The organism is Georgenia sp. Marseille-Q6866, assembly GCF_965111665.1.
Genome location: NZ_CBCOOR010000001.1, coordinates 366,936 through 386,245 on the forward strand (window position 1 = coordinate 366,936; position 19,310 = coordinate 386,245).

General features: G+C 74.3%; 18 protein-coding genes, 1 pseudogene and 1 riboswitch. Of the genes and pseudogenes, 14 read left to right on the top strand and 5 right to left on the bottom strand.

From position 1 onward, the window contains the following. Positions 1-6: 6 nt before the first annotated feature. From metK to ACWPXV_RS01835, 3 genes are all read left to right on the top strand, one after another. Entirely contained in the window at positions 7-1,212 is a 1,206-nt protein-coding gene (gene metK / locus ACWPXV_RS01825) for a methionine adenosyltransferase (RefSeq protein ID WP_454083608.1), read from the top strand. 91 nt (positions 1,213-1,303) lie between these two features. After that, complete coding sequence (locus ACWPXV_RS01830) at positions 1,304-3,334, top strand: primosomal protein N' (protein WP_454083609.1); 2,031 nt, start codon at positions 1,304-1,306, stop codon at positions 3,332-3,334. A 48-nt stretch (positions 3,335-3,382) separates the two neighbouring features. Next, complete coding sequence (locus ACWPXV_RS01835; protein WP_454083610.1) at positions 3,383-3,793, top strand: VOC family protein; 411 nt, start codon at positions 3,383-3,385, stop codon at positions 3,791-3,793. A gap of 28 nt (positions 3,794-3,821) precedes the next feature. Here the strand turns inward: ACWPXV_RS01835 and ACWPXV_RS01840 are convergent, their stop codons facing one another. Continuing rightward, the gene (locus tag ACWPXV_RS01840) at positions 3,822-4,766 is read right to left on the bottom strand and encodes an EamA family transporter (RefSeq protein WP_454083611.1); all 945 of its coding nucleotides are present in this window, start codon (positions 4,764-4,766) and stop codon (positions 3,822-3,824) included. Between the two features lie 79 nt (positions 4,767-4,845). Here ACWPXV_RS01840 and ACWPXV_RS01845 point away from each other — a divergent pair, with 79 nt between their 5' ends. Together ACWPXV_RS01845 and ACWPXV_RS01850 are read left to right on the top strand one after the other, a co-directional pair. Then, positions 4,846-5,715, top strand: coding sequence for a LysR family transcriptional regulator (locus tag ACWPXV_RS01845; protein WP_454083612.1), 870 nt, complete (start codon positions 4,846-4,848; stop codon positions 5,713-5,715). 77 nt (positions 5,716-5,792) lie between these two features. After that, positions 5,793-6,587, top strand: a complete 795-nt coding sequence (locus ACWPXV_RS01850; protein WP_454083613.1) for a hypothetical protein — start codon at positions 5,793-5,795, stop codon at positions 6,585-6,587. Positions 6,588-6,599: 12 nt separating this feature from the next. Here the strand turns inward: ACWPXV_RS01850 and ACWPXV_RS01855 are convergent, their stop codons facing one another. Together ACWPXV_RS01855 and ACWPXV_RS01860 are read right to left on the bottom strand one after the other, a co-directional pair. Next, entirely contained in the window at positions 6,600-6,986 is a 387-nt protein-coding gene (locus ACWPXV_RS01855) for a hypothetical protein (protein ID WP_454083614.1), read from the bottom strand. 110 nt (positions 6,987-7,096) lie between these two features. Further along, positions 7,097-8,158 carry a YeiH family protein gene (locus ACWPXV_RS01860; protein WP_454083615.1) on the bottom strand — a complete coding sequence of 354 codons (1,062 nt, stop codon included), beginning with the start codon at positions 8,156-8,158 and terminating at the stop codon, positions 7,097-7,099. 88 nt (positions 8,159-8,246) lie between these two features. On the opposite strand from ACWPXV_RS01860, the gene ACWPXV_RS01865 reads away from it, so the two are divergent. The 3 genes and pseudogenes from ACWPXV_RS01865 (at position 8,247) to ACWPXV_RS01875 (ending at position 11,328) form a co-directional block, all read left to right on the top strand. Then, a complete protein-coding gene (locus ACWPXV_RS01865; protein ID WP_454083616.1) occupies positions 8,247-8,876 on the top strand; it encodes an HAD family hydrolase in 630 nt (209 codons plus the stop codon). A gap of 31 nt (positions 8,877-8,907) precedes the next feature. Beyond that, a pseudogene (fmt, locus tag ACWPXV_RS01870) lies at positions 8,908-9,847 on the top strand (methionyl-tRNA formyltransferase). Then, entirely contained in the window at positions 9,844-11,328 is a 1,485-nt protein-coding gene (locus tag ACWPXV_RS01875) for an RsmB/NOP family class I SAM-dependent RNA methyltransferase (RefSeq protein WP_454083617.1), read from the top strand. Before fmt ends, ACWPXV_RS01875 begins: the two are co-directional and overlap by 4 nt. 243 nt (positions 11,329-11,571) lie before the next feature. Here the strand turns inward: ACWPXV_RS01875 and ACWPXV_RS01880 are convergent, their stop codons facing one another. Then, positions 11,572-12,921, bottom strand: coding sequence for a DUF222 domain-containing protein (locus ACWPXV_RS01880; protein ID WP_454083618.1), 1,350 nt, complete (start codon positions 12,919-12,921; stop codon positions 11,572-11,574). A gap of 518 nt (positions 12,922-13,439) precedes the next feature. On the opposite strand from ACWPXV_RS01880, the gene rpe reads away from it, so the two are divergent. The 6 genes from rpe to ACWPXV_RS01910 all read left to right on the top strand — a co-directional run bounded on the left by rpe (position 13,440) and on the right by ACWPXV_RS01910 (position 18,058). After that, positions 13,440-14,099 carry a ribulose-phosphate 3-epimerase gene (gene rpe, locus ACWPXV_RS01885; RefSeq protein ID WP_454083619.1) on the top strand — a complete coding sequence of 220 codons (660 nt, stop codon included), beginning with the start codon at positions 13,440-13,442 and terminating at the stop codon, positions 14,097-14,099. Between the two features lie 287 nt (positions 14,100-14,386). Then, positions 14,387-14,510, top strand: a riboswitch (FMN riboswitch). A gap of 90 nt (positions 14,511-14,600) precedes the next feature. Further along, a complete protein-coding gene (locus tag ACWPXV_RS01890; protein WP_454083620.1) occupies positions 14,601-15,455 on the top strand; it encodes an ABC transporter permease in 855 nt (284 codons plus the stop codon). After that, positions 15,452-16,426, top strand: coding sequence for an ABC transporter substrate-binding protein (locus tag ACWPXV_RS01895; RefSeq protein ID WP_454083621.1), 975 nt, complete (start codon positions 15,452-15,454; stop codon positions 16,424-16,426). The genes ACWPXV_RS01890 and ACWPXV_RS01895 overlap by 4 nt, the downstream gene beginning before the upstream one ends. 50 nt (positions 16,427-16,476) lie before the next feature. Beyond that, complete coding sequence (locus tag ACWPXV_RS01900; RefSeq protein ID WP_251303076.1) at positions 16,477-16,740, top strand: phosphoribosyl-ATP diphosphatase; 264 nt, start codon at positions 16,477-16,479, stop codon at positions 16,738-16,740. A 26-nt stretch (positions 16,741-16,766) separates the two neighbouring features. Next, complete coding sequence (hisG, locus tag ACWPXV_RS01905) at positions 16,767-17,609, top strand: ATP phosphoribosyltransferase (protein ID WP_454083622.1); 843 nt, start codon at positions 16,767-16,769, stop codon at positions 17,607-17,609. Further along, positions 17,606-18,058, top strand: coding sequence for a PH domain-containing protein (locus tag ACWPXV_RS01910; RefSeq protein WP_454083623.1), 453 nt, complete (start codon positions 17,606-17,608; stop codon positions 18,056-18,058). The genes hisG and ACWPXV_RS01910 overlap by 4 nt, the downstream gene beginning before the upstream one ends. Positions 18,059-18,100: 42 nt before the next feature. On the opposite strand, the gene ACWPXV_RS01915 is transcribed toward ACWPXV_RS01910, so the two are convergent. Then, the gene (locus tag ACWPXV_RS01915) at positions 18,101-19,195 is read right to left on the bottom strand and encodes a DUF3866 family protein (protein ID WP_454083624.1); all 1,095 of its coding nucleotides are present in this window, start codon (positions 19,193-19,195) and stop codon (positions 18,101-18,103) included. Between the last annotated feature and the right edge of the window lie 115 nt (positions 19,196-19,310).

Below are 19,310 nucleotides of genomic sequence, written 5' to 3' on the forward strand. Positions count from 1 at the left end.
CGACCGGTGACCTCCAAGCCCAACCTGCGTCTGTTCACCTCCGAGTCGGTGACCGAGGGGCACCCCGACAAGGTGTGCGACCGGATCTCCGACTCCATCCTCGACGCGATCCTCCGGGAGGACCCCCGCGCGCGGGTCGCCGTCGAGACGCTCGTGACGACCGGGCTGGTGACCGTCGCCGGTGAGGTGACGACCTCCGCCTACGTCGAGATCCCGCAGCTCGTGCGCGCCGAGGTCAACGCGATCGGCTACACCTCCTCCGCCATCGGCTTCGACGGGAAGTCCTGCGGCGTGCAGGTGTCGATCGGCCAGCAGTCCCCGGACATCGCCACGGGCGTCGACACCTCGTGGGAGGACCGCGCCGGTGAGAGCCGCGACCGGTACGACGCCCAGGGCGCCGGCGACCAGGGCTTCATGGTCGGCTACGCGAGCGACGACACGCCCCAGCTCATGCCGCTGCCGATCTGGCTCGCGCACCGCCTCGCCGAGCGGCTCACCCACGTGCGCAAGGAGGGGATCGTCCCCGGCCTGCGTCCGGACGGCAAGACCCAGGTGACCATCGCCTACGACGGCGACCGTCCCGTCGCCCTCGACTCCCTCGTCGTCTCCACCCAGCACGACGCCGACGTCACTTCCGAGTGGCTGCGCTCCGCCGTCGCCGCGGAGGTCGTCGCGCCCGTGCTCGCCGAGCACGCCGGTGGGCTCGACACGGCCGGGCACACCCTCTACGTCAACCCGACCGGCAAGTTCGTCGTCGGCGGTCCGATGGGCGACGCCGGACTCACCGGTCGCAAGATCATCGTCGACACCTACGGGGGCATGGCCCGTCACGGCGGGGGAGCCTTCTCCGGCAAGGACCCGTCGAAAGTGGACCGCTCCGCCTCGTACGCCACCCGCTGGGTGGCGAAGAACGTCGTCGCCGCCGGCCTCGCGCGCCGCTGCGAGGTGCACGTCGCCTACGCCATCGGCAAGGCCCACCCCGTGGGGCTGTACGTCGAGACCTTCGGGACCGAGACCGTCGCCGTCGAGAGGATCAACGCGGCGATCAGCGAGGTCTTCGACCTGCGCCCCGCGGCGATCGTCGACGCCCTCGACCTGCTGCGCCCGATCTACCGCGACACCAGCGCCTACGGGCACTTCGGGCGCGAGCTGCCGAGCTTCACCTGGGAGCGCACCGACCGCGTCGAGGAGCTGCGCCGCGCCGTCGGCTGAGGGTCCCTCGGGCGGTAGGGCCGCGCCCTGCCTGTGGACGACCACTGCGGTGTCGGTGGCCCGTGGTGAGATGGGAGCGGAGGTGAGACCGGTGCACCAGCCCGCCCTGCTCGAGCAGACCGTCGCCGTGCGCACGGTCTCCGGCGCCGAGGCAGCGGGTGTCGAGCTGCCCGTCGCGCGGGTGGCGGTCGACATGTCGCTGCCCCACCTGGACCGTCCCTTCGACTACCGCGTGACGCCGGAGCAGGACGCCGCTGCCCAGCCCGGCACCCGCGTCTCGGTGCGTTTCGCGGGCAAGGACCGCACCGGCTACGTCCTCGAGCGCGCCGCCACCACCGACCACCACGGCACCCTCATGCCGCTGCGGCGCGTGGTGTCCGCGCTGCCGGTCCTCACCCCGGAGATCGCCGCGCTGTGCCGGGCGGTGGCGGACCGCTACGCCGGCTCCCTCATGGACGTCGTCCGGCTCGCGGTGCCTCCGCGGCACGCGACCACCGAGAAGACCGTCCTGGAGGGCACGGCCGCCGACCGCACCGGCACCACCGCTGCGCACCTGCCCGGGACGGCGTGGGACCACTACGTCGGAGGCGCGGCCTACGTGCGGCGGCTGGCGGCGGAGGAGTCGCCCCGCGCGGTGTGGTCGGCGCTGCCTGCGCACGGGCCGGGGGTCCCCGACCGCCTCGCCTCGATCGCCGAGGCCGCCGCCGCCACGCTCGCCTCCGGGCGCGGGGTCGTCGTCGTCGTGCCCTCGGCCCACGAGGCCGAGGTCGTCGAGGCGGCGCTCACCGCGGCCCTGCCGGGGGAGCCGGTCGTGTCGCTGCAGGCCGACCACGGCCCCTCGCGCCGATACCGAGCCTTCGTCCGGCTGCTCACGGGACAGGCGCGCGTCGTCGTCGGCACGCGGGCAGCGGCCTTCGCGCCCGTCCAGCGTGTGGGCCTGCTCGTGTGCTGGGACGACGGCGACGACCTCCTCGCCGAGCCGCGCGCGCCCTACCCGCACGCCCGCGAGGTGCTCACGCTGCGCGCCGCCCAGGAGGGCGCCGCGCTGCTGCTCGGCGGGTGGACGCGAAGTGTGGAGGCGGGGCTGCTCGTCGCCACCGGCTGGGCCGCCTCCGTCACCGCCTCGCGCGCCACGGTGCGCGAGCGCACCCCGCGGATCGAGGCGCCGGGGGAGATCGACCTCGCCCGCGAGGGGCCGGCGGCGGCCGCCCGGATCCCGCGCCCGGCGTGGGAGCTCGTGCGCAAGGCGCTGGAGAAGGGGCCGGTCCTCGTCCAGGTGCCGCGCTCCGGCTACCTGCCCGTCGTCGCCTGCCAGGGCTGCCGCGAGCCGGCCCGCTGCCGGGAGTGCCACGGCCCGCTCCAGCTCGGCGGGCGCACGAGCGTGCCCTCGTGCCGCTGGTGCGGGCGCCCGGACCGCACCTGGGCCTGCCCCTCCTGTGGGAGCTCCGCCATGCGTGCGAGCCGCGTGGGCTCGGCGCGCACGGCCGAGGAGCTCGGCCGCGCCTTCCCCAAGGTGCCGGTCGTGCTGTCCGGCGCGCGCGCCGACCACGGGGTCGTGCGGGAGGTCGACGAGAAGGCGCGCGTCGTCGTCGCCACGCCGGGTGCGGAGCCGGCCGCCCGGGGCGGCTACCAGGGCGCGCTGCTGCTCGACGCGGCTGCCGTGTCGGGGCGTCAGGACCTCGCCGCGCCGTCCGAGGCGCTGCGCCGCTGGCTGGCCGCAGCAGCCCTGGTGCGGCCGGCGTCGGAGGGGGGTCGGGTCATGCTCCTCGGCGATCCCGCGCCCATTCCCGGCCAGGCGCTCGTGCGGTGGGACCCGGCCGGCTTCGCCGAGCGCGAGCTGGCCGAGCGGCACGAGCTGCACCTCCCGCCCGCCAGCCGGATGGCCTCGGTCCGGGGCAGCGCCCGCGCCGTCGCGAGCCTGCTGCGCTACCTCGAGCGGCCCGACGGCGTCGAGGTGCTCGGTCCCGTGCCGTTCTCGGAGGAGGAGGTCCAGGCGCTCGTGCGCAGCGACCTCGGCCAGGGGAGTCGGCTCACGAGGGCGCTGGCGCAGGCCGCCGCGGTGCGCAGCGCCCACAAGGAGCCGGACTCCGTGCGCATCCAGGTGGACCCCACCGAGCTGTGACACGCGGTCACGGGTCGTGGGGACGGTGACCGGACTACGCTGCCGCCCATGACCGCACCGGTGCCGTACGTCTTCCTCCCGGGCACTGCCCGGGAGGCACTGCAGTTCTACGCCGGTGTCTTCGGATGCTTGGCGGAGCTGCACACGCTGGAGGACTTCGGGAGGACGGACGGCCCTCCCGGGGCGATCGCCCACGGTGTGCTGTCCGACGGACCGATCACGATGTACGTCGCCGACGCCGTGGGCGAGCAGTCCGCGTTCCACAGCGAGGGGCTGATGTTCTCGCTGCTCGGGGCGGCCCCTCCGGCCACCCTGCACGAGTGGTTCCAGAGGCTCGCCGAGGGCGGTCAGGTGGTCGACGACCTCCAGAAGCGGCCGTGGGGAGCCACCGACGGGCAGGTCGTCGACCGTTTCGGCGTGCACTGGCTCGTCGGGTACGAGGAGGACGAGACGTCCTGACCGTCCGTGGCGCCGACCGCGGGAATCCTCACGGCGCGGTCGCGGGGAGGCGGCGCTGCCGGCGGAATGCACCGACCGTGAGCTGGCCGGCGAGCAGCGCGGCGAGTGCGAGCGCGAAGCCGGACAGCTGCACCGGCGTCAAGGTCTCCTCGAGGACGGCGGCCCCGACGAGTGCCGCGACGAGAGGGGACAGGAGACCCAGGAGGGCGGTGGCCGTGACCGGGAGGTGGCGCAGCCCGCGGTACCAGAGGGTGTAGGCGATGAGCCCGCCCACCAGCCCCAGCCACAGGTAGCCGCCGAGGCCGCCGGCGTCGACCGTCGCCGGTACTCCCTCGACCACCAGGGTGAGCGGGAGGAGCGCGAGGCCGCCCGCGGTGAGCAGCCAGCCTGTGAGGGTCAGCGGTCCCACACCGGGTGGCAGGCCCCATCGCTTGGTGAGGACGAGCCCGAGGGCCATCGACATGGTGCCGGCGAGCCCGGCGAGGACGCCGACCCCGTCGAGCGCCGCGCCCGGACCGAGAACGACCAGACCCACCCCGACGACCCCCGCGACGCCCCAGCCGAGCCGCCACCACGACGTCCTCTCGTGCAGGATCCCCACCGCGAGGACGGCGACCACGACGGGCTGCGCGGCGCCCAGCGTGGCGGCCACACCGCCAGGCAGCCGCTCGGCCGCGAAGAAGAGCAGCGGGAAGAACGCTCCGATGTTGAGGACGCCGAGGACGGCAGCCTTCCACCACCAGGCGCCCGTCGGCAGGATGCGCGTGAGGGCGAGAGCGACGAGCCCCGCCGGCAGCGCCCGCACGAGCGCGGCGAAGAGCGGGTGCTCGGGCGGGAGGAGCTCCGTCGTCACGGCGTAGGTCGTGCCCCAGGTCGCGGGCGCCACCGCGGTGAGCGCGATCCACGCGACGCGATGGTCCCACCACCGCCGGGCGATCTCGGGAGTGGGACGGTGCGCGGTCGTCGTGGTCACGCTTCCGAGTCTCCGCACCGGCGATCGATGAGTCCAACACATGTTTGTCATGGCAGCGATCTATGACCACGATGGACGCATGGACCTCCAGCAGCTGCGGTACGTCGTCGCCGTGGCCGAGACCCGCAGCTTCACGCGCGCGGCCGAACGCTGTTTCGTCGTGCAGTCCGCGCTGAGCCATCAGGTCGCCAAGCTCGAGCGCGAGCTCGGCTTCCGCCTCTTCGCGCGGACCAGCCGGCGCGTCGAGCTGACGCAGGCGGGCGAGGCGTTCCTGCCGGCCGCCCGGGAGTCGCTCGCGGCTGCCGCCCGCGCAGTCACCGAGGCAGCGGCAGCCGTCGGTGAGGTGCGCGGCCAGTTGTCGGTGGGAGTCATCCCGACGGTCGCGGCGGTCGACATCCCCGACCTCCTGGAGCGGTTCCGGCAGGCCCATCCCGGCGTGCGGGTGGTCATGACGGTCGGGAGCAGCTGGGAGATGACCGAGCGCGTCGCGGGCGGTGCGCTCGACGTCGCCTTCCTCGGGCTCCCCGAGGGGGACGAGCCCCAGGGGGTCAAGGCGCGCGAGCTCGCCCGTGACGACCTCGTCGCCGTCCTGCCGGCCGACCACCGCCTCGCGGCGCGCGGCCGGATCGCGCTGGCGGACATCGCCGAGGAGGTCTTCGTCGACTTCCCGCACAGCTCTCCCGGCCGCGCCCAGAGCGACCGCGCCTTCGCCGACGCGGGTCTCGCCCGCGACGTCGCCTTCGAGGTTCCGGTCCCCGAGCTCATGATCGGCCTGGTCCGACGGCGACTGGCCGTGGCCTTTCTCGCGCCGACCTTCGTGGGCACCGACCACCCGGGCGTCGTCACGGTGCCGGTCTCCGACGGGCCGCGCCGGGTCGAGTACCTGGTGTGGAGCGCCTTCAACCCGACGCCGGCCGTACGCGCCTTCCTCGACGTGGTGGGGCCATGAGGCCGAGTCGCGGTCCAGCCCGTGGCCGTGGAGTGGCCGAGGGCTGCGAGCCCGGTGGCTCCCGCCAGGGTGCGGGGATGCGTCTGCTCGCGCGCTCCCTCACCGGCGTCCTCGCCGCCGTAGGAGTGGCTGCTCTCGCCGGCTGCTCCTTACCGGCGCACCTGGGCGGGGAGGCCGCGAAGGACGCCGTCGACCACCTGCTCGCACCACCGGCCTTCCACTCCTACGCCGATGACATCGTCCAGTTCGCCGAGCGCGTCGACGCCGCCACGGAGTACGGCCCGGTCGTCATGCTCGGCGTCGAGGAGGCGGACGAGGAGGACCTGGACAGCCGTGCCCGTAAGCCGATCGGCTGGATCACCCTGGGCCTCACCGTCTCCGACACAAGGGCCTCCCACGGGTTCTGGGGGGCACCGACCGCGCAGGACCCCGGCCCGCACTGCTTCCGGGTGACGTTCGACAACTGGGGCGTCAAAGACGTCGATGGGGAGGACGGTCCGAGCGAGGAGCTCGTGGCCGTGCCCCCGCCACCGTCGCAGCGCCCCCGCATCGCACCGAACGCCGAGACAGCCGTGTGGTCGGCGCTGACTGCCCTGCCCGAGGAGCTGCCCTCGGAGGCCGAGGTTGTCGCGGCGGTCACGGGCCGGTTGGAGCCCCACCCGAACGGCGTCACGCCGCTCGCACCGGTCACCGCCAGCATCGAGGGCGGGGCAGTCGCGGTCGCTACGGGCGACGACGACGACTGCGTCCTCGTGGTGCGCACCGACAGCGGGGAGGTGCGCGACGTCCACGTCCCGTCGATCTACCTCAAGCGCGGCGAGCTCGGCTGTCGGGCCACCACGGCCTTCGCAGACCTTCGGCCGCCCCACTGAGTCCTCATCTGCTCAGAAGTCGCGGAGATGGACACCGAGCCGCTCACGTTCAGCGAGCGCCTGCTCGTGCGTCACCCACTGGATCTCGTAACGACCCCAGCGCTCCCGGTGGCGACCGTCCTGCCAGTCGAGGAAGCCCTCTCGCATCTCTGCGACGTAGGACCACGGAGGATAGTCCTCGACCGACGGCTCCTTCGTCCCGTCAGCCCAGACGACGACCAGCCACACCCGCGGCTTCGGCGCGCGGGGAGCGAACGGCGTCGTGAAATGACCCAGTGACGTGGCCGCGTGGCCGGCCGGTCGACCGTCGCGCAGGAGGACGGCCAGACCGTCGTGGAACTGCTCCATCTCCGGCTCGACGGCAGGCGCTTCAGCACCCCTCCAGGGCCAGATCCTCATGGAGCACTCGCAGGCATGCCGACATCCTGCCGCCCACCGCCACTCACGGCTGCCATGCCGCCGGGCGGGGCGTCGAGCTGCCGACGACGCACTGTCCTGAGGCGGGCGGGTCAGAGGGCGCCGGTGAGGGCCATGAGACCGAGCGCGCTCAGGGTGACGAGCAGCCAGAGGATCCCGCCGAAGGCCAGCGGCTTCAGCCCTGCGGCGCGGAGCGCCGGGACGTCGGTCGACAGGCCGATCGCCGTGAGCGCGACGGTGATGAGGAAGGTCGCCGCCGTCGCGAGCGGGTCGTGCCAGGACTCGGGCACGAGTCCGATGCTGTTGAGCGTCGCGAGCAGCAGGAAGCCGACGAGGAACCACGGCACGAGACGCCACACCGCGGGCCTGGCTCCGGCGTCGTCCCCCGCGGCCCGCCGGTCGCGCCGTGCGACGAGCACGGCGAGGCCGATGACGATCGGGATGATGAGCAGCGTCCGCACGAGCTTGACGACCACCGCGTGGTCGGCGGCCACCGAGCCGAAGGTCGTCGCCGCGGCGACGACGGACGAGGTGTCGTTGACCGCCGTGCCGGCGAAGAGACCGAAGGCGTCCTGGTCCATGCCGAGCAGCTGCCCGAGCGGGGGGAAGAGCAGGACGGCGGCGATGTTGAAGGCGAAGACCGTGGACAGCGCGTAGGCGACGTTGCTGCCGGAGGCCCGGACCACCGGGGTGACGGCGGCGATCGCCGAGGCTCCGCAGATCGCCGTGCCCGTCCCGATGAGGACACGCAGCTCACGGTCGATGCCGAGCAGCCGGCCCAGGGCGGCGGCCGCGACGAGGCAGACGACCACCGTGCCGAGCATGACCGGCAGCGAGTCGACACCCACCTGCGCGACCTGCGCCAGCGACAGCCGCGCCCCGAGGAGGACGACGGCGATCTGCAGGACGAGCTTGCTCGCCAGCTTGAGCCCGGCGGAGAGGGCCGCCACGGACGAGGCGTCGGCCCGCCGTCGGACGAGGACGCCGACGATCACCCCGAGGACGACGCCGCTCACGGGGCTGCCGATGACGGGCGCCGCAGTGCCGATCGCCGTCGCCACGAGGGCGATCACGACGGCCAGCGCGAGGCCCGGCACCTTGGTGCGCCACGCAGCCGAGGCGGGGGCGGCGGGCGCGCTGCGGTCGGTCGACATGGCCTCCATCCTCGCCCCGGGCGCCGCGCCGCGCCGAATGGTGCCGTCGTCTAGTGTCGAGTCGACCCCTACAGGAAGGCGATCCGCGATGCAGTCCTCCGTCCCGCTCACCGGCCCCATCACCACCGTCGTGTTCGACCTCGGGCAGGTGCTCGTGAGGTGGGACCCGTACGAGGCCTTCGCCGAGCGCTGGACCCGCGAGGAGTTCGACGCCTTCCACGCGGAGATCGACTTCCCCGGCTTCAACCACGAGCAGGACGCCGGACGCAGCTTCGCCGACGCCCGCGCCGCCCTCGAGCGCACGCACCCGCACCGCGCCGCGGACTTCGACCACTACGTGACGAACTTCGCCCGCTCGCTCGGTGGCCCGGTCCCCGGCACGACCGAGATCGTCGAGGAGCTCATCGCCGCGGACATCCGGGTGCTCGGCCTGACGAACTGGTCGGCCGAGAACTTCCACGAGGCGGCCCGCTCCGCCCCGGTCATCGACCGGCTCGAGGCCGTCCTCGTCTCCGGCGAGGTGGGCGTGGCCAAGCCGGACCCGGCGATCTACGACCTCCTCATCCAGCGCTTCAAGCTCGACCCGCCGCTCACCGTCTTCACCGACGACTCCCTCCGCAACGTCGACGCCGCCTCCGGCGCGGGCCTCGTGGCGCGCCACTTCACCGGGGCCGAGCAGCTCCGCGCCGACCTGCGCGAGCTCGGCCTGCCGGTCTGACGCTCCCGCAGGGCGCCTAGACTCTTGGCCCATGCGCCTCCTCTTCGCCGGCACCCCCGAGGTCGCCCTCCCGTCACTGCGCGCCCTCGCGGACTCCGCGCACGAGGTGGTCGCCGTCCTCACCCGGCCCGACGCCCGCCGTGGGCGCGGCCGCACCCTCCACCCGAGCCCGGTGGCGGCGTGGGCACGAGAGCACGACATCCCTGCCCTCACGCCGCGCACCCTGCGCGACCCCGAGGTCCAGGAGGAGATCGCCGCCCTCGCCGTCGACGCCGCGCCCGTCGTCGCCTACGGCGCCCTCATCCCGCCGGCCCTCCTCGACGTCCCCCGCCACGGCTGGGTCAACCTCCACTTCTCGCTGCTGCCCGCGTGGCGCGGCGCCGCACCGGTCCAGCACGCCGTCATCGCCGGCGACGACGTCACCGGCGCCACGACCTTCCGCATCGAGGAGGGCCTGGACACCGGCCCCGTGCTCGGCACCCTCACCGAGACGGTCCGCCCGAGCGACACCTCCGGTGACCTCCTCGCCCGCCTCGCCGAGTCCGGCGCCCCCTCCTCCTCGCCACCCTCGACGCACTCGAGTCCGGCACCGCCGTCCCCGTCCCGCAACCCGCCGACGGCGTGAGCCACGCCCCCGCCTCGAGGTCACCGACGCGCGGGTCGACTGGGCCGCGCCGGCCGTCGCCGTGGACCGTCTCGTCCGCGGCACCACCCCCGCCCCCGGGCCCTGGACGACGGCGCCCGACGGCTCCCGGCTCAAGCTCGGCCGCGTCACGGTGCGTGCCGACGTCGACGACCTGGCCCCCGGGGCGCTGCGCCCGGGGAAGACGGAGGTGCTCGTCGGCACCGGGAGCGGCGCCGTCGAGCTCGGGCAGGTCGCCCCGGCCGGCCGCTCGTGGATGGCCGCGGCCGACTGGGCGCGCGGCGCCCGGATGCCCGAGGACGCGCGTCTCGGCGGGGAGGCAGCATGAGCGAGCAGCGCCCGGGCTCCCGTGGTCCCCGCCGCGGCGGGGGTCGCCCGACCGGCCCACGCCGTCGGGAGGCCGCTGACGAGGCCCGCACCGCAGCCGCCGACACCCTCGAGGCCGTCGCGACGAGCGACGCCTACGCCAACCTCGCGCTGCCCAAGATGCTGCGCGAGCGCGGGCTGACCGGCCGCGACGCCGCCTTCGCCACCGAGCTCGTCTACGGGACGCTGCGCCTGCGCGGCCGCTACGACGCGATCCTCGCGCGCTGCACCAACGGCCGGCCCCTCGACCAGCTCGACCCGCCCGTGCTCGACCTCCTGCGCATGGGCGCCCACCAGATCCTCGGCATGCGCGTGCCCTCGCACGCCGCCGTCTCCCAGACGGTCAACCTCGTGCGGGCCCGCGTCGGCACCGGCGCGAGCGGTTTCGCCAACGCCGTGCTGCGCGCCGTCGGGCGCCAGGACCTCGACACCTGGCTCGCCCAGCTGCGCGAGGAGATCCCCGACGACGGCGCGTACCTCGCGGCCGTCGAGTCCCACCCCGCGTGGGTGGTGCGGGCCCTGCGCTCCTCGCTCCGCGCCGCCGACCGGCCTGCCGAGGAGCTCGCCGAGTTGCTGCGGGCCGACAACGCCCCGCCCGCGGTGACGCTTGTGGCCCGCCCCGGGCTCGTCTCCCCGGAGGAGCTCGCCGAGCAGGTGACGCAGACGTTGGGGGAGCGGGGCACGCCCGGCAGCTGGGCGCCCACCGCGCTGCGCCTCGCCGGGGGCGACCCCGCCTCCCTGCCCGCCGTGCGCGACGCTCTGGCCGGGGTCCAGGACGAGGGCAGCCAGCTCGTCGCTCTTGCACTCGCCGCGGCCGAGGTGCTTCCCCGGCCGGACGGTGAGCAGGAGAGCCGCTGGCTCGACCTCTGCGCCGGACCGGGCGGCAAGTCGGCTCTCCTCGGCGCGGTCGCCGCGGAGCGTGAGGTCCACCTGCTCGCCAACGAGGTCGCCCCGCACCGTGCCCGTCTGGTCCGCCAGTCCACGGCCGCGCTCCGCGAGAGCGTTGACGTGCGCACGGGCGACGGCCGGGAGATCGGCGAGGCGGAGCCGGGCGTGTACGACCGGGTGCTCGTCGACGCGCCGTGCACGGGCCTGGGCGCGCTGCGCCGCCGTCCCGAGTCTCGCTGGCGCCGCCAGCCCAGCGACCTGCCCGGCCTCACGTCGCTGCAGCGCGAGCTGCTCGACTCGGCGCTGGAGGCGGTGCGGCCCGGGGGAGTGGTCGCCTACGTCACGTGCTCCCCGCACCTGGCAGAGACGAGTGCCGTCGTCGAGGACGTTCTGCGCGGCCGCGAGGACATCACCCGCCTCGACGCCCGCGCGGCGCTGACCGCGGCGACAGGTACCGACGTGCCCGACCTCGGCGAGGGTCCCGACGTCCAGCTGTGGCCCCACCTGCACGGCACGGACGCGATGTTCCTCTCGCTGCTGCGCAAGGACGCCTGACCCGGCGCACACCCGCGGTGGGTACCGAGCCCTCCACCAGGGGGCGGCCTCGTGCGTGCCTGCCTCGCGGCGTGGCCGCTCGATCCATCGCCTCTGCTCGGTCGCCGCCGGGCAGCGCCCGGTCCGCGCGGCGCCGGCCGCTCGGTCGGCACCTCTGCTCGGCCGCCGCCGGGCGGCGCCCGGTCTGCGCGGCGCTGGGCCGCTCGCCCACCGGCCGGTGGGCAGACCTGTCCCCTGGGGTTTCTAGGTCTGTTCGTGCTTGGCGGTGATGAGCTGGCCGTGGCGGGTGTAGAAGTACCAGCGGCCGGCGGCGCGGACGATGGTGATGCCGTAGGCGTGGACCCAGTCGTGGTGGTGCCAGCACAGCAGGATCCCGTGCTCCACGCAGGTCGCTCCGCCGTCGCGGTACCACTGGATCGAGTGGTGGATCTCCCCGACCCCGGGCGGCTGGTCACAGTCGGGGTACTGGCACTTCTTGTCCCGGGCCGTGATCGCCCGGACCATGTGGGCCGGGAAGATCCGCTGCTCACGCCCCACGTCCAGCACGGTGGAGTCCGGCCCGAACACCACCCGGGACAGGCTCGACTCGCACACCAGCCTTGCCAGCATGGCCGGCGGGACCGGGGTTCCGTCCTCCAGGGTCGCCGGCTGCGCCCCGGTCATCGCCCTCGGGTCGATGGCGGTGGAGATGACGTGGGTGTCACCCGGCTGCCACGCGTCCATCCACGCCTGCGCCTCCGGGGAGAGCGTGAACGGGTCGCCCTCGGGCCGGTCAGGATCCCGCGGCCCGCCGGGTGCGGTGAACAGGGCCTCTTCCCAGAAGCCGAGCTCACCGCCCGGCTCGTGCTCCCGCCCGCTCGCGGTGACCGGCGGTTTCGGGGATCCCGTGGCCCCAGCCAGGGCGCGCAGCGTCTCGATGTCGGCGGTCACCGTGACGTGGGGCCGGATACGGGCGCCCTTGCCCTGCTCACCGGCATCAAGTGACTGCCGCGCCAGCGACGTCAGTGCCGCGGCCCGCCGTTGGGCGGGGGTGCGCTCATCACCCTTGGCCTTGCGGCCCATGTGCGCCCGTAGCGCGGTGTCCACGGTCTGTCCGGAGAGCTCGTCGAGCCAGCCGTTGAGGTGGTAGCCGTCCATCGTGCGCGAGAGGGTCAGCTGTTCCTTGGCGCCGTCCTCGCGCCAGGCCCGGTCCGCGGCCTCCGGATCCGATGCGATCGCCCAGTGGCTCACGAGCTTGGCGAAGGACCCGGCATCCATCGCCTGGGCCTGGTCGACCAGGAAGGCCTCACCGGCCTGGTCGTCGGACAGCTGGATCCGTAGCCGGTTCGTCGTGATCGCCCCGCGCACCAGGACACCGACGTGCTCCTCGCTGATCCGCCCCTGCGTCAGCGCCGCCCGCGACAGGGGCAGCAGGTCACGCAGCGCGCGGGCGTGACGCACCTGCCGCGCGGCGCTCTGGGCAGTGGCGTCGGTCTGCGTCCGCAGCCACGCGGCGAAGGTCCGCTGACCGTCCAACGCCCACAGCCCGTTCGCCTCGATCGTCGCCAGCTGCGCCGAACGGACCCCGCCCAGACGCCGCTCGATCTGCTCCACCAGCCCCAGCGCTTCATGCAGGCGGTGACCGTCGACCTCGTGCCAGCGGGTTCCCTCAAGCCCCGATACCGACGTCAGGACTGAGGTCAGCGCGTCCACGGGGTCTGCAGCCAGCCCCGCGCCCAAACCGCGCCCGGGTGAGGAACCTGCGCCGTCGACGATCTCCCCGACCACTGTCCTCACCCCCTACATGGCCTTGATGTGCTGCTGGTCACATCGTCTCAGCGACCACTGACATTCGGCGCGGACGACGAACGGAGTGCGCACGTCCTCGCACCAGCCGCGCCGCCGGGCCACGCTCGCGTGAGGGGACGTGATGTGGGTCTGCTCCGCAGCCACTGTTCGGCCCCTCCCGACGTCGATGTGCGCCTGGTCACATCGTCCCAGCGACCACCGACATCCGACCCGCGCCGTCGCTCGTGCCCTGGAGAGTTGGTGGGTCGTCGCGACAGAGCCGCTCAGACGTCGATCGACGGGACAGCAGGGCCCGGCTGCACCCGCATGGGTAGGCTCGGACCGTGGCCGTACGCATCACTCCCAGCATCCTCAACGCCGACTTCGCCGACCTCACGGGGGAGCTCGGGCGCATCTCGGGCGCCGACCTCGTGCACGTGGACGTCATGGACAACCACTTCGTCCCCAACCTCACGGTGGGACTGCCGGTGGTCGAGCGGATCGTCGCGGCGAGCCCCGTCCCGGTGGACGCGCACCTCATGATCGAGGACGCGGACCGCTGGGCGCGCGGGTACGCCGAGGCAGGCTGCGCGTCGGTCACCTTCCACGCCGAGGCCTCGGTGGCCCCGATCCGGCTCGCCCGCGAGATCCGCGCCGCCGGCGCCCGCGCGGCCATCGCCGTCCGGCCGACGACGGACATCGCGCCGTACCTCGACTACCTCGAGGAGCTCGACATGCTCCTCGTCATGACCGTCGAGCCCGGCTTCGGTGGCCAGCGATTCCTCGAGTCGACCGTCAGCAAGATCGCCGCCGCCCGGCAGGCGATCGACGCCTCTGGCCGGGACATCTGGCTCCAGGTCGACGGCGGCATCTCGCGCGACACCATCGCGACCGCCGCCCGCGCCGGTGCGGACACCTTCGTCGCCGGCTCGGCCGTCTACGGCGCCGAGGACCCGAACGCCGAGGTCACGGCGCTGCGCGAGCTCGCAGCAGCCGCCCGCTGAGTGACGGGTAGTCGCCACCCCTCTCCTCAGCGGCGGGTAGCCACCGTCCGCCGCCGGTAGCCGCCGCCCGTTCCGGCGACGCCCGCCGCGACCCGCCCGGCCGCCATGGCACGGCCACGGCCCGGCCCTGCAGCGTGTGCCACAACCGGCTCCGCGAACGGTCCGCCATCGGCGTGTCGCCCGCGTGTCGCACCGTCGAGCGCCCCGCTTGTGGCACATGCCCCGCCTGCGCCCGGGAACAAAGCGCCCGGGAACAAATCCGCCTGTGGCATGCTTGATGCTGCAAGAACGTGCTCCGGGGTCGGTGAGATTCCGAACCGGCGGTGACAGTCCGCGACCCACCTTCCGAGGTGGTTGACCTGGTGGAACTCCAGGACCGACGGTGAAAGTCCGGATGGGAGGATGCACGGGCGCGTTTGCCGACCCGTCGGCAGGGCGCCGCGGACGCTCGCGCGTTCGTCGACCCCGGATCACACCGTCAGTGAACCGGGGAAGGACGACATGGAGCAGGCACCGCTCGCGCGCACGCTCGCCGCCCACCGTCGCGCCCGCCGCGTCGTGTGGCTCACGCCGCTCGTCCTCGGCGTCCTCGTCCTCCTCGTGTGGGAGGCGGTCACCCGCACCGGCGCCGTCTCCCCGTTCTTCCTCCCCGCGCCCAGCGCCGTCGCCGCGCGGCTGTGGACCGAGCTCACCGCGGGCCACCTCCTCTCCTACACATGGATCACCTTCGTGGAGGCCCTGCTCGGCAGCGTCCTCGGCGCCGCCGTCGCCTTCCCGCTCGGCTACCTCATCGCCCGCAACCGGTGGGCGGCCGCCGGCCTGCAGCCCTACGTCGCGGCTTCCCAGGCTCTGCCCGCGGTCGCGCTCGCCCCGCTCCTCGTCATCTGGGTCGGGTACGGGCTGCTGCCGATCGTCCTGCTCTGCGCCCTGCTCGTCTTCTTCCCGATCCTTCTCGCGACGATCCTCGGCCTGCGCACCCTGGACCTCGAGGTCGTCGACGCCGCCCGCCTCGACGGCGCCCACGGCTGGACGATGCTGCGCCACATCGAGGTCCCGATGTCCCTGCCCAGCCTGCTCACCGGCCTGCGCAACGGCTTCACCCTCTCGGTGACCGGCGCCGTCGTCGGGGAGTTCGTCATGGGCGGCGGCGGCCTGGGGATGGTCCTGTCGGTCCAGTCCAACTCCGCCGACACCACCGGCCTCTTCGCGACCCTCGCCGTCCTCGCCCTCCTCGCCGTCGTCATGTACGCCGCCCTGCGCGTCGTCGAGCGCCTCGCCGTCGACGACCGCCCCACCGTCCGCACCCGGTTCGGCACCCGCCGCGCCGCTCGCCCCGCCCTCAGGAGCACCCCGTGAACCGCCGCCGCACCGCCCTCGCGCTCACCGCCGCCACCCTGGCCCTCGCCGCCTGCGCCGAGCCGCAGACGCCCGAGGCGCCCAGCACCGGCGCCGACGAGCTCGTCATCGGTCTCACCTACACGCCCGACGTCCAGTTCGCGCCCTTCTACGTCGCCGAGGAGCGCGGCTACTACGAGGACGCGGGCGTCGACGTCACCCTGCGCCACCACGGCGCCTCCGAGTCGCTCCTCGGCGCGCTCGAGGCGGGGGAGGAGGACCTCGTCGTCGCCGGCGGGGACGAGATGCTCCAGGCACGCTCGGCCGGCGTCCCGGTGGTGAACGTCGCGACGCTCTACGAGGAGTACCCCGTCGTCCTCATCGTGCCCGCCGACTCCGACATCACCACCGCCGCGGACCTCGCCGGCCACTCCGTCGGCATCCCCGGCCCCTTCGGTGAGACGTACTTCGGCCTCCTCGCCCTCCTCAGCGACGCCGGGCTGAGCGAGGACGATGTCACCGTCGAGCACATCGGCTACACCCAGCAGGCCGCGCTCAGCGCCGGCCACGTCGACTCCGTCATGGGCTTCGCCAACAACGACGCCGTCCGGTTCGCGCAGGCGGGCGTCGACGTGCGCACGATCCCGCTCGGTGACGTCCCACTCGTCGGGATCGGCATCGGCGCCCACGAGGACATTGCCGACGACGGCGCAACCGCCGCCGTCGTCGAGGCCACCATGCGCGGGGTCCGGGACGTCGTCGAGGACCCGGCCGCCGCCGTCGAGATCGCCGCCGAGCACGTCCCCGGCCTGGCCGACCCCGCCGCGCGCGAGGCCGCGATCGCCACCGTCGAGGCGACCGTCCCGCTGTACGGCAGCGCCACCGGCGCGAGCGACCCCGCGCGCTGGGAGGCGATGATCACGTTCATGGCCGAGCAGGGCCTGCTCGAGGGCGAGGTCGACGCCGCCGACGCCGTCCGGGCGCTCGGCTGAGCGTGGACGCCGTCCCGGGCGCGCCGCGGCGGGGGCCTATCCTGAGGGGCGTGAAGACCTTCGACGACCTGTATGCCGAGCTCAAGCACAAGGCGGACACCCGGCCCGAGAACTCCGGGACCGTCGCCCAGCTGGACGCCGGCGTCCATGCGATCGGCAAGAAGATCGTCGAGGAGGCGGCCGAGGTGTGGATGGCCGCGGAGTACGAGGGCGAGGACGCCACGGCCCTGGAGATCTCCCAGCTGCTCTACCACGTCCAGGTCATGATGGTCGCTCGCGGCATCAGCCTCGAGGACGTCTACCGCAAGCTCTGACCGACCCGACCCGGAGACATATCCCCGTGCTGCGCATCGCCGTCCCGAACAAGGGCTCGCTGTCCGAGCCCGCCACCCAGATGCTCGCCGAGGCCGGCTACCGCCGCCGCCGCGACCGCGAGCTCGTCCTGCCCGACCCCGCCAACGGGGTCGAGTTCTTCTTCCTGCGTCCCCGCGACATCGCCGTCTACGTCGGCACCGGCACCGTGGACGTCGGCATCACCGGCCGCGACCTCCTCCTCGACTCCGGCACCTCCGCAGTCGAGCACCGGCCGCTCGGCTTCGCCCGGTCCACCTTCCGCTTCGCGGCGCCCGCCGGCACGATCCGCTCCGTCGCGGACCTGGCGGGAGCGCGGGTGGCGACGAGCTACGACGTCCTCGTGGGCAACTACCTCGCCGAGCGCGGCATCGAGGCGAGCGTCGTCCACCTCGACGGCGCCGTGGAGTCCTCGGTCCAGCTCGGCATCGCCGACGCCGTCGCGGACGTCGTCGAGACCGGCTCCACGCTGCGCGCGGCCGGGCTCGAGGTCTTCGGCGACCCGATCCTCCAGTCCGAGGCCGTGCTCATCCGTCCCGCGAGCCGTCCCGCCGACGCCGCCGTCGCCGTCCTCGACCGCCGCCTGCAGGGCGTGCTCGTCGCGCGCCGCTACGTCCTCATGGACTACGACGTGCCGGTCGAGCACGTGGAGAAGGCCGTCGCGCTCACCCCCGGCCTCGAGTCGCCCACGGTCTCCCCGCTGCACGACGGCAACTGGCGCGCGGTGCGAGCCATGGTCCTGCGCGAGGACGCCAACCGCGTCATGGACGAGCTGTACGAGGTCGGTGCGCGGGCGATCATCGTCACCACCATCCACGCCTCGCGGCTGTGAACCTCTCGGCCGAGCTGCTGCGCCCGTTCCGCCCCCGGGCGGCGCGGTGGGTGGCCTCGGTCCTCTTCGTCCTCACCGTGCTCGGGCCACCCGTGCTCTTCGCGGTCATGGCCGTCAACGACCTCGACATGTCGGGTGCCGACGTCATCGGGATCCTGGCCACCGCCGTCGTGCTCGCGTGGCTGTGCTTCCGGCAGGCGGCCGTCCGCGCCGTCCCCGACGACGACGGCCTCACCGTCCGCAACTTCATCAAGGTCCGCCGCCTGGAGTGGGAGCAGGTCGTCGAGGTGCGCTTCGGGGTGAACAGCGCCTGGGCGCAGCTCGACCTGTCCGACGGCACGACGCTGCCGGTCATGGCGATCCAGTCGGCCGACGGGGAGTACGCCCGCCGCGAGGTCGGCCGCCTCGCCGCGCTCGTCCAGCTCCACGAGTCGGACCAGCCCGGCTGACCGCCCCCGAGGAGCCCCGGCCGGGGGTCCCGGCTGCGCCGGTCAGGCGGTGAGCGTCGCGGCGTGGGCGCCGGCCGCCGCGGAGGCGACGAAGGCGGCCTCGTCCTCGTCGAGCCCGCGGCCCATCGTCGACAGCCGGACGGGGGAGTCCTCGAGCGCCTCCCGCAGCCCCGCCACCGGCACCTCGACGAGCCGGTGGAGGCCGACCGGCTCGCACAGGGTGGCCGCCTGCTCGCGCACCCGCGACCAGAGCGGGCCGTCGGCGACGGGCACGACGACGTCGGCCGGGCGCAGCGCCACCCGCCCGTAGGCGGTGGTCGAGTGGTGAGAGACGCCACGGTGCCGGTCGCGCGGGTCGGCCTCCGAGACGCGCAGCGCCGCCACCGGGCGACCGCCGAGCACCGCCGCGGCGTTGACGGCCTCGCCGGCCGCGACGCCGGAGAAGCCCCACCGCGTTCCGGTCCCGAGGTTGCCCGGCCCCTGCGTGACGACGACGACGTCGGCGCCCACGACGTGTCGTGCCGCGAGCAGCGCGGTGTGGACGTTGACGGCCTCGTGGTCCCCGCCGAAGGCCTGCCCGGCCGTGATCGTCGCCGTCAGCCAGCCCGCCTCGCGCAGCTGCGCGACGGAGCGGGAGAAGGCCAGCGGCAGCGCCCCGCCGTCGGTCATCACGTAGGCAACCCTGCGCTCACCCCCGGTGGCGCGCACCCCTGCGAGGACGGCGGGCAGGGCGGAGTGCAGGTCGGCGACGACGACGGCGAGGCCGCCGAGGTCGTCGGCCTCGCGCATCCGCTCGTGCCAGGGCGACTCCTGCTCGTCCACGCCGAGGAGCATCGGCTGCAGCGGCGTGTAGCGGGCCTTGACGACGTGGCCGGGACCCGGCGTCGGATCGGCGGGCAGGCGGGCGGGCAGTGCGACGAACATCGCGGAACCGCCAGGGCCGAGCCCGCGGACGAGGGCGGAGACGGGGAGCGGCACGCGGGCCCCGACCCCGGGCTCACCGACCAGGCCGGGGGAGGCGAGGGGCCGCACGGAGGGACGGGCCCCGGCCGCCCGGGCGGGGGGCACCTCGAGGGCGGCGGGGGCGGCGCAAGAGCCGGGCACCGCCCTCACCACACCGTCACGCCAGGAGATCACCCGTGCACGCTACCGTCGCCGGCCCACGGACGCCGGGACCGCCGAGGAACAACTCAGCGCTCGGCGGCAGGAGGGAGGTGGGGCGTGCGGCGGCGGACGCCGAGAGCGCGGAGGA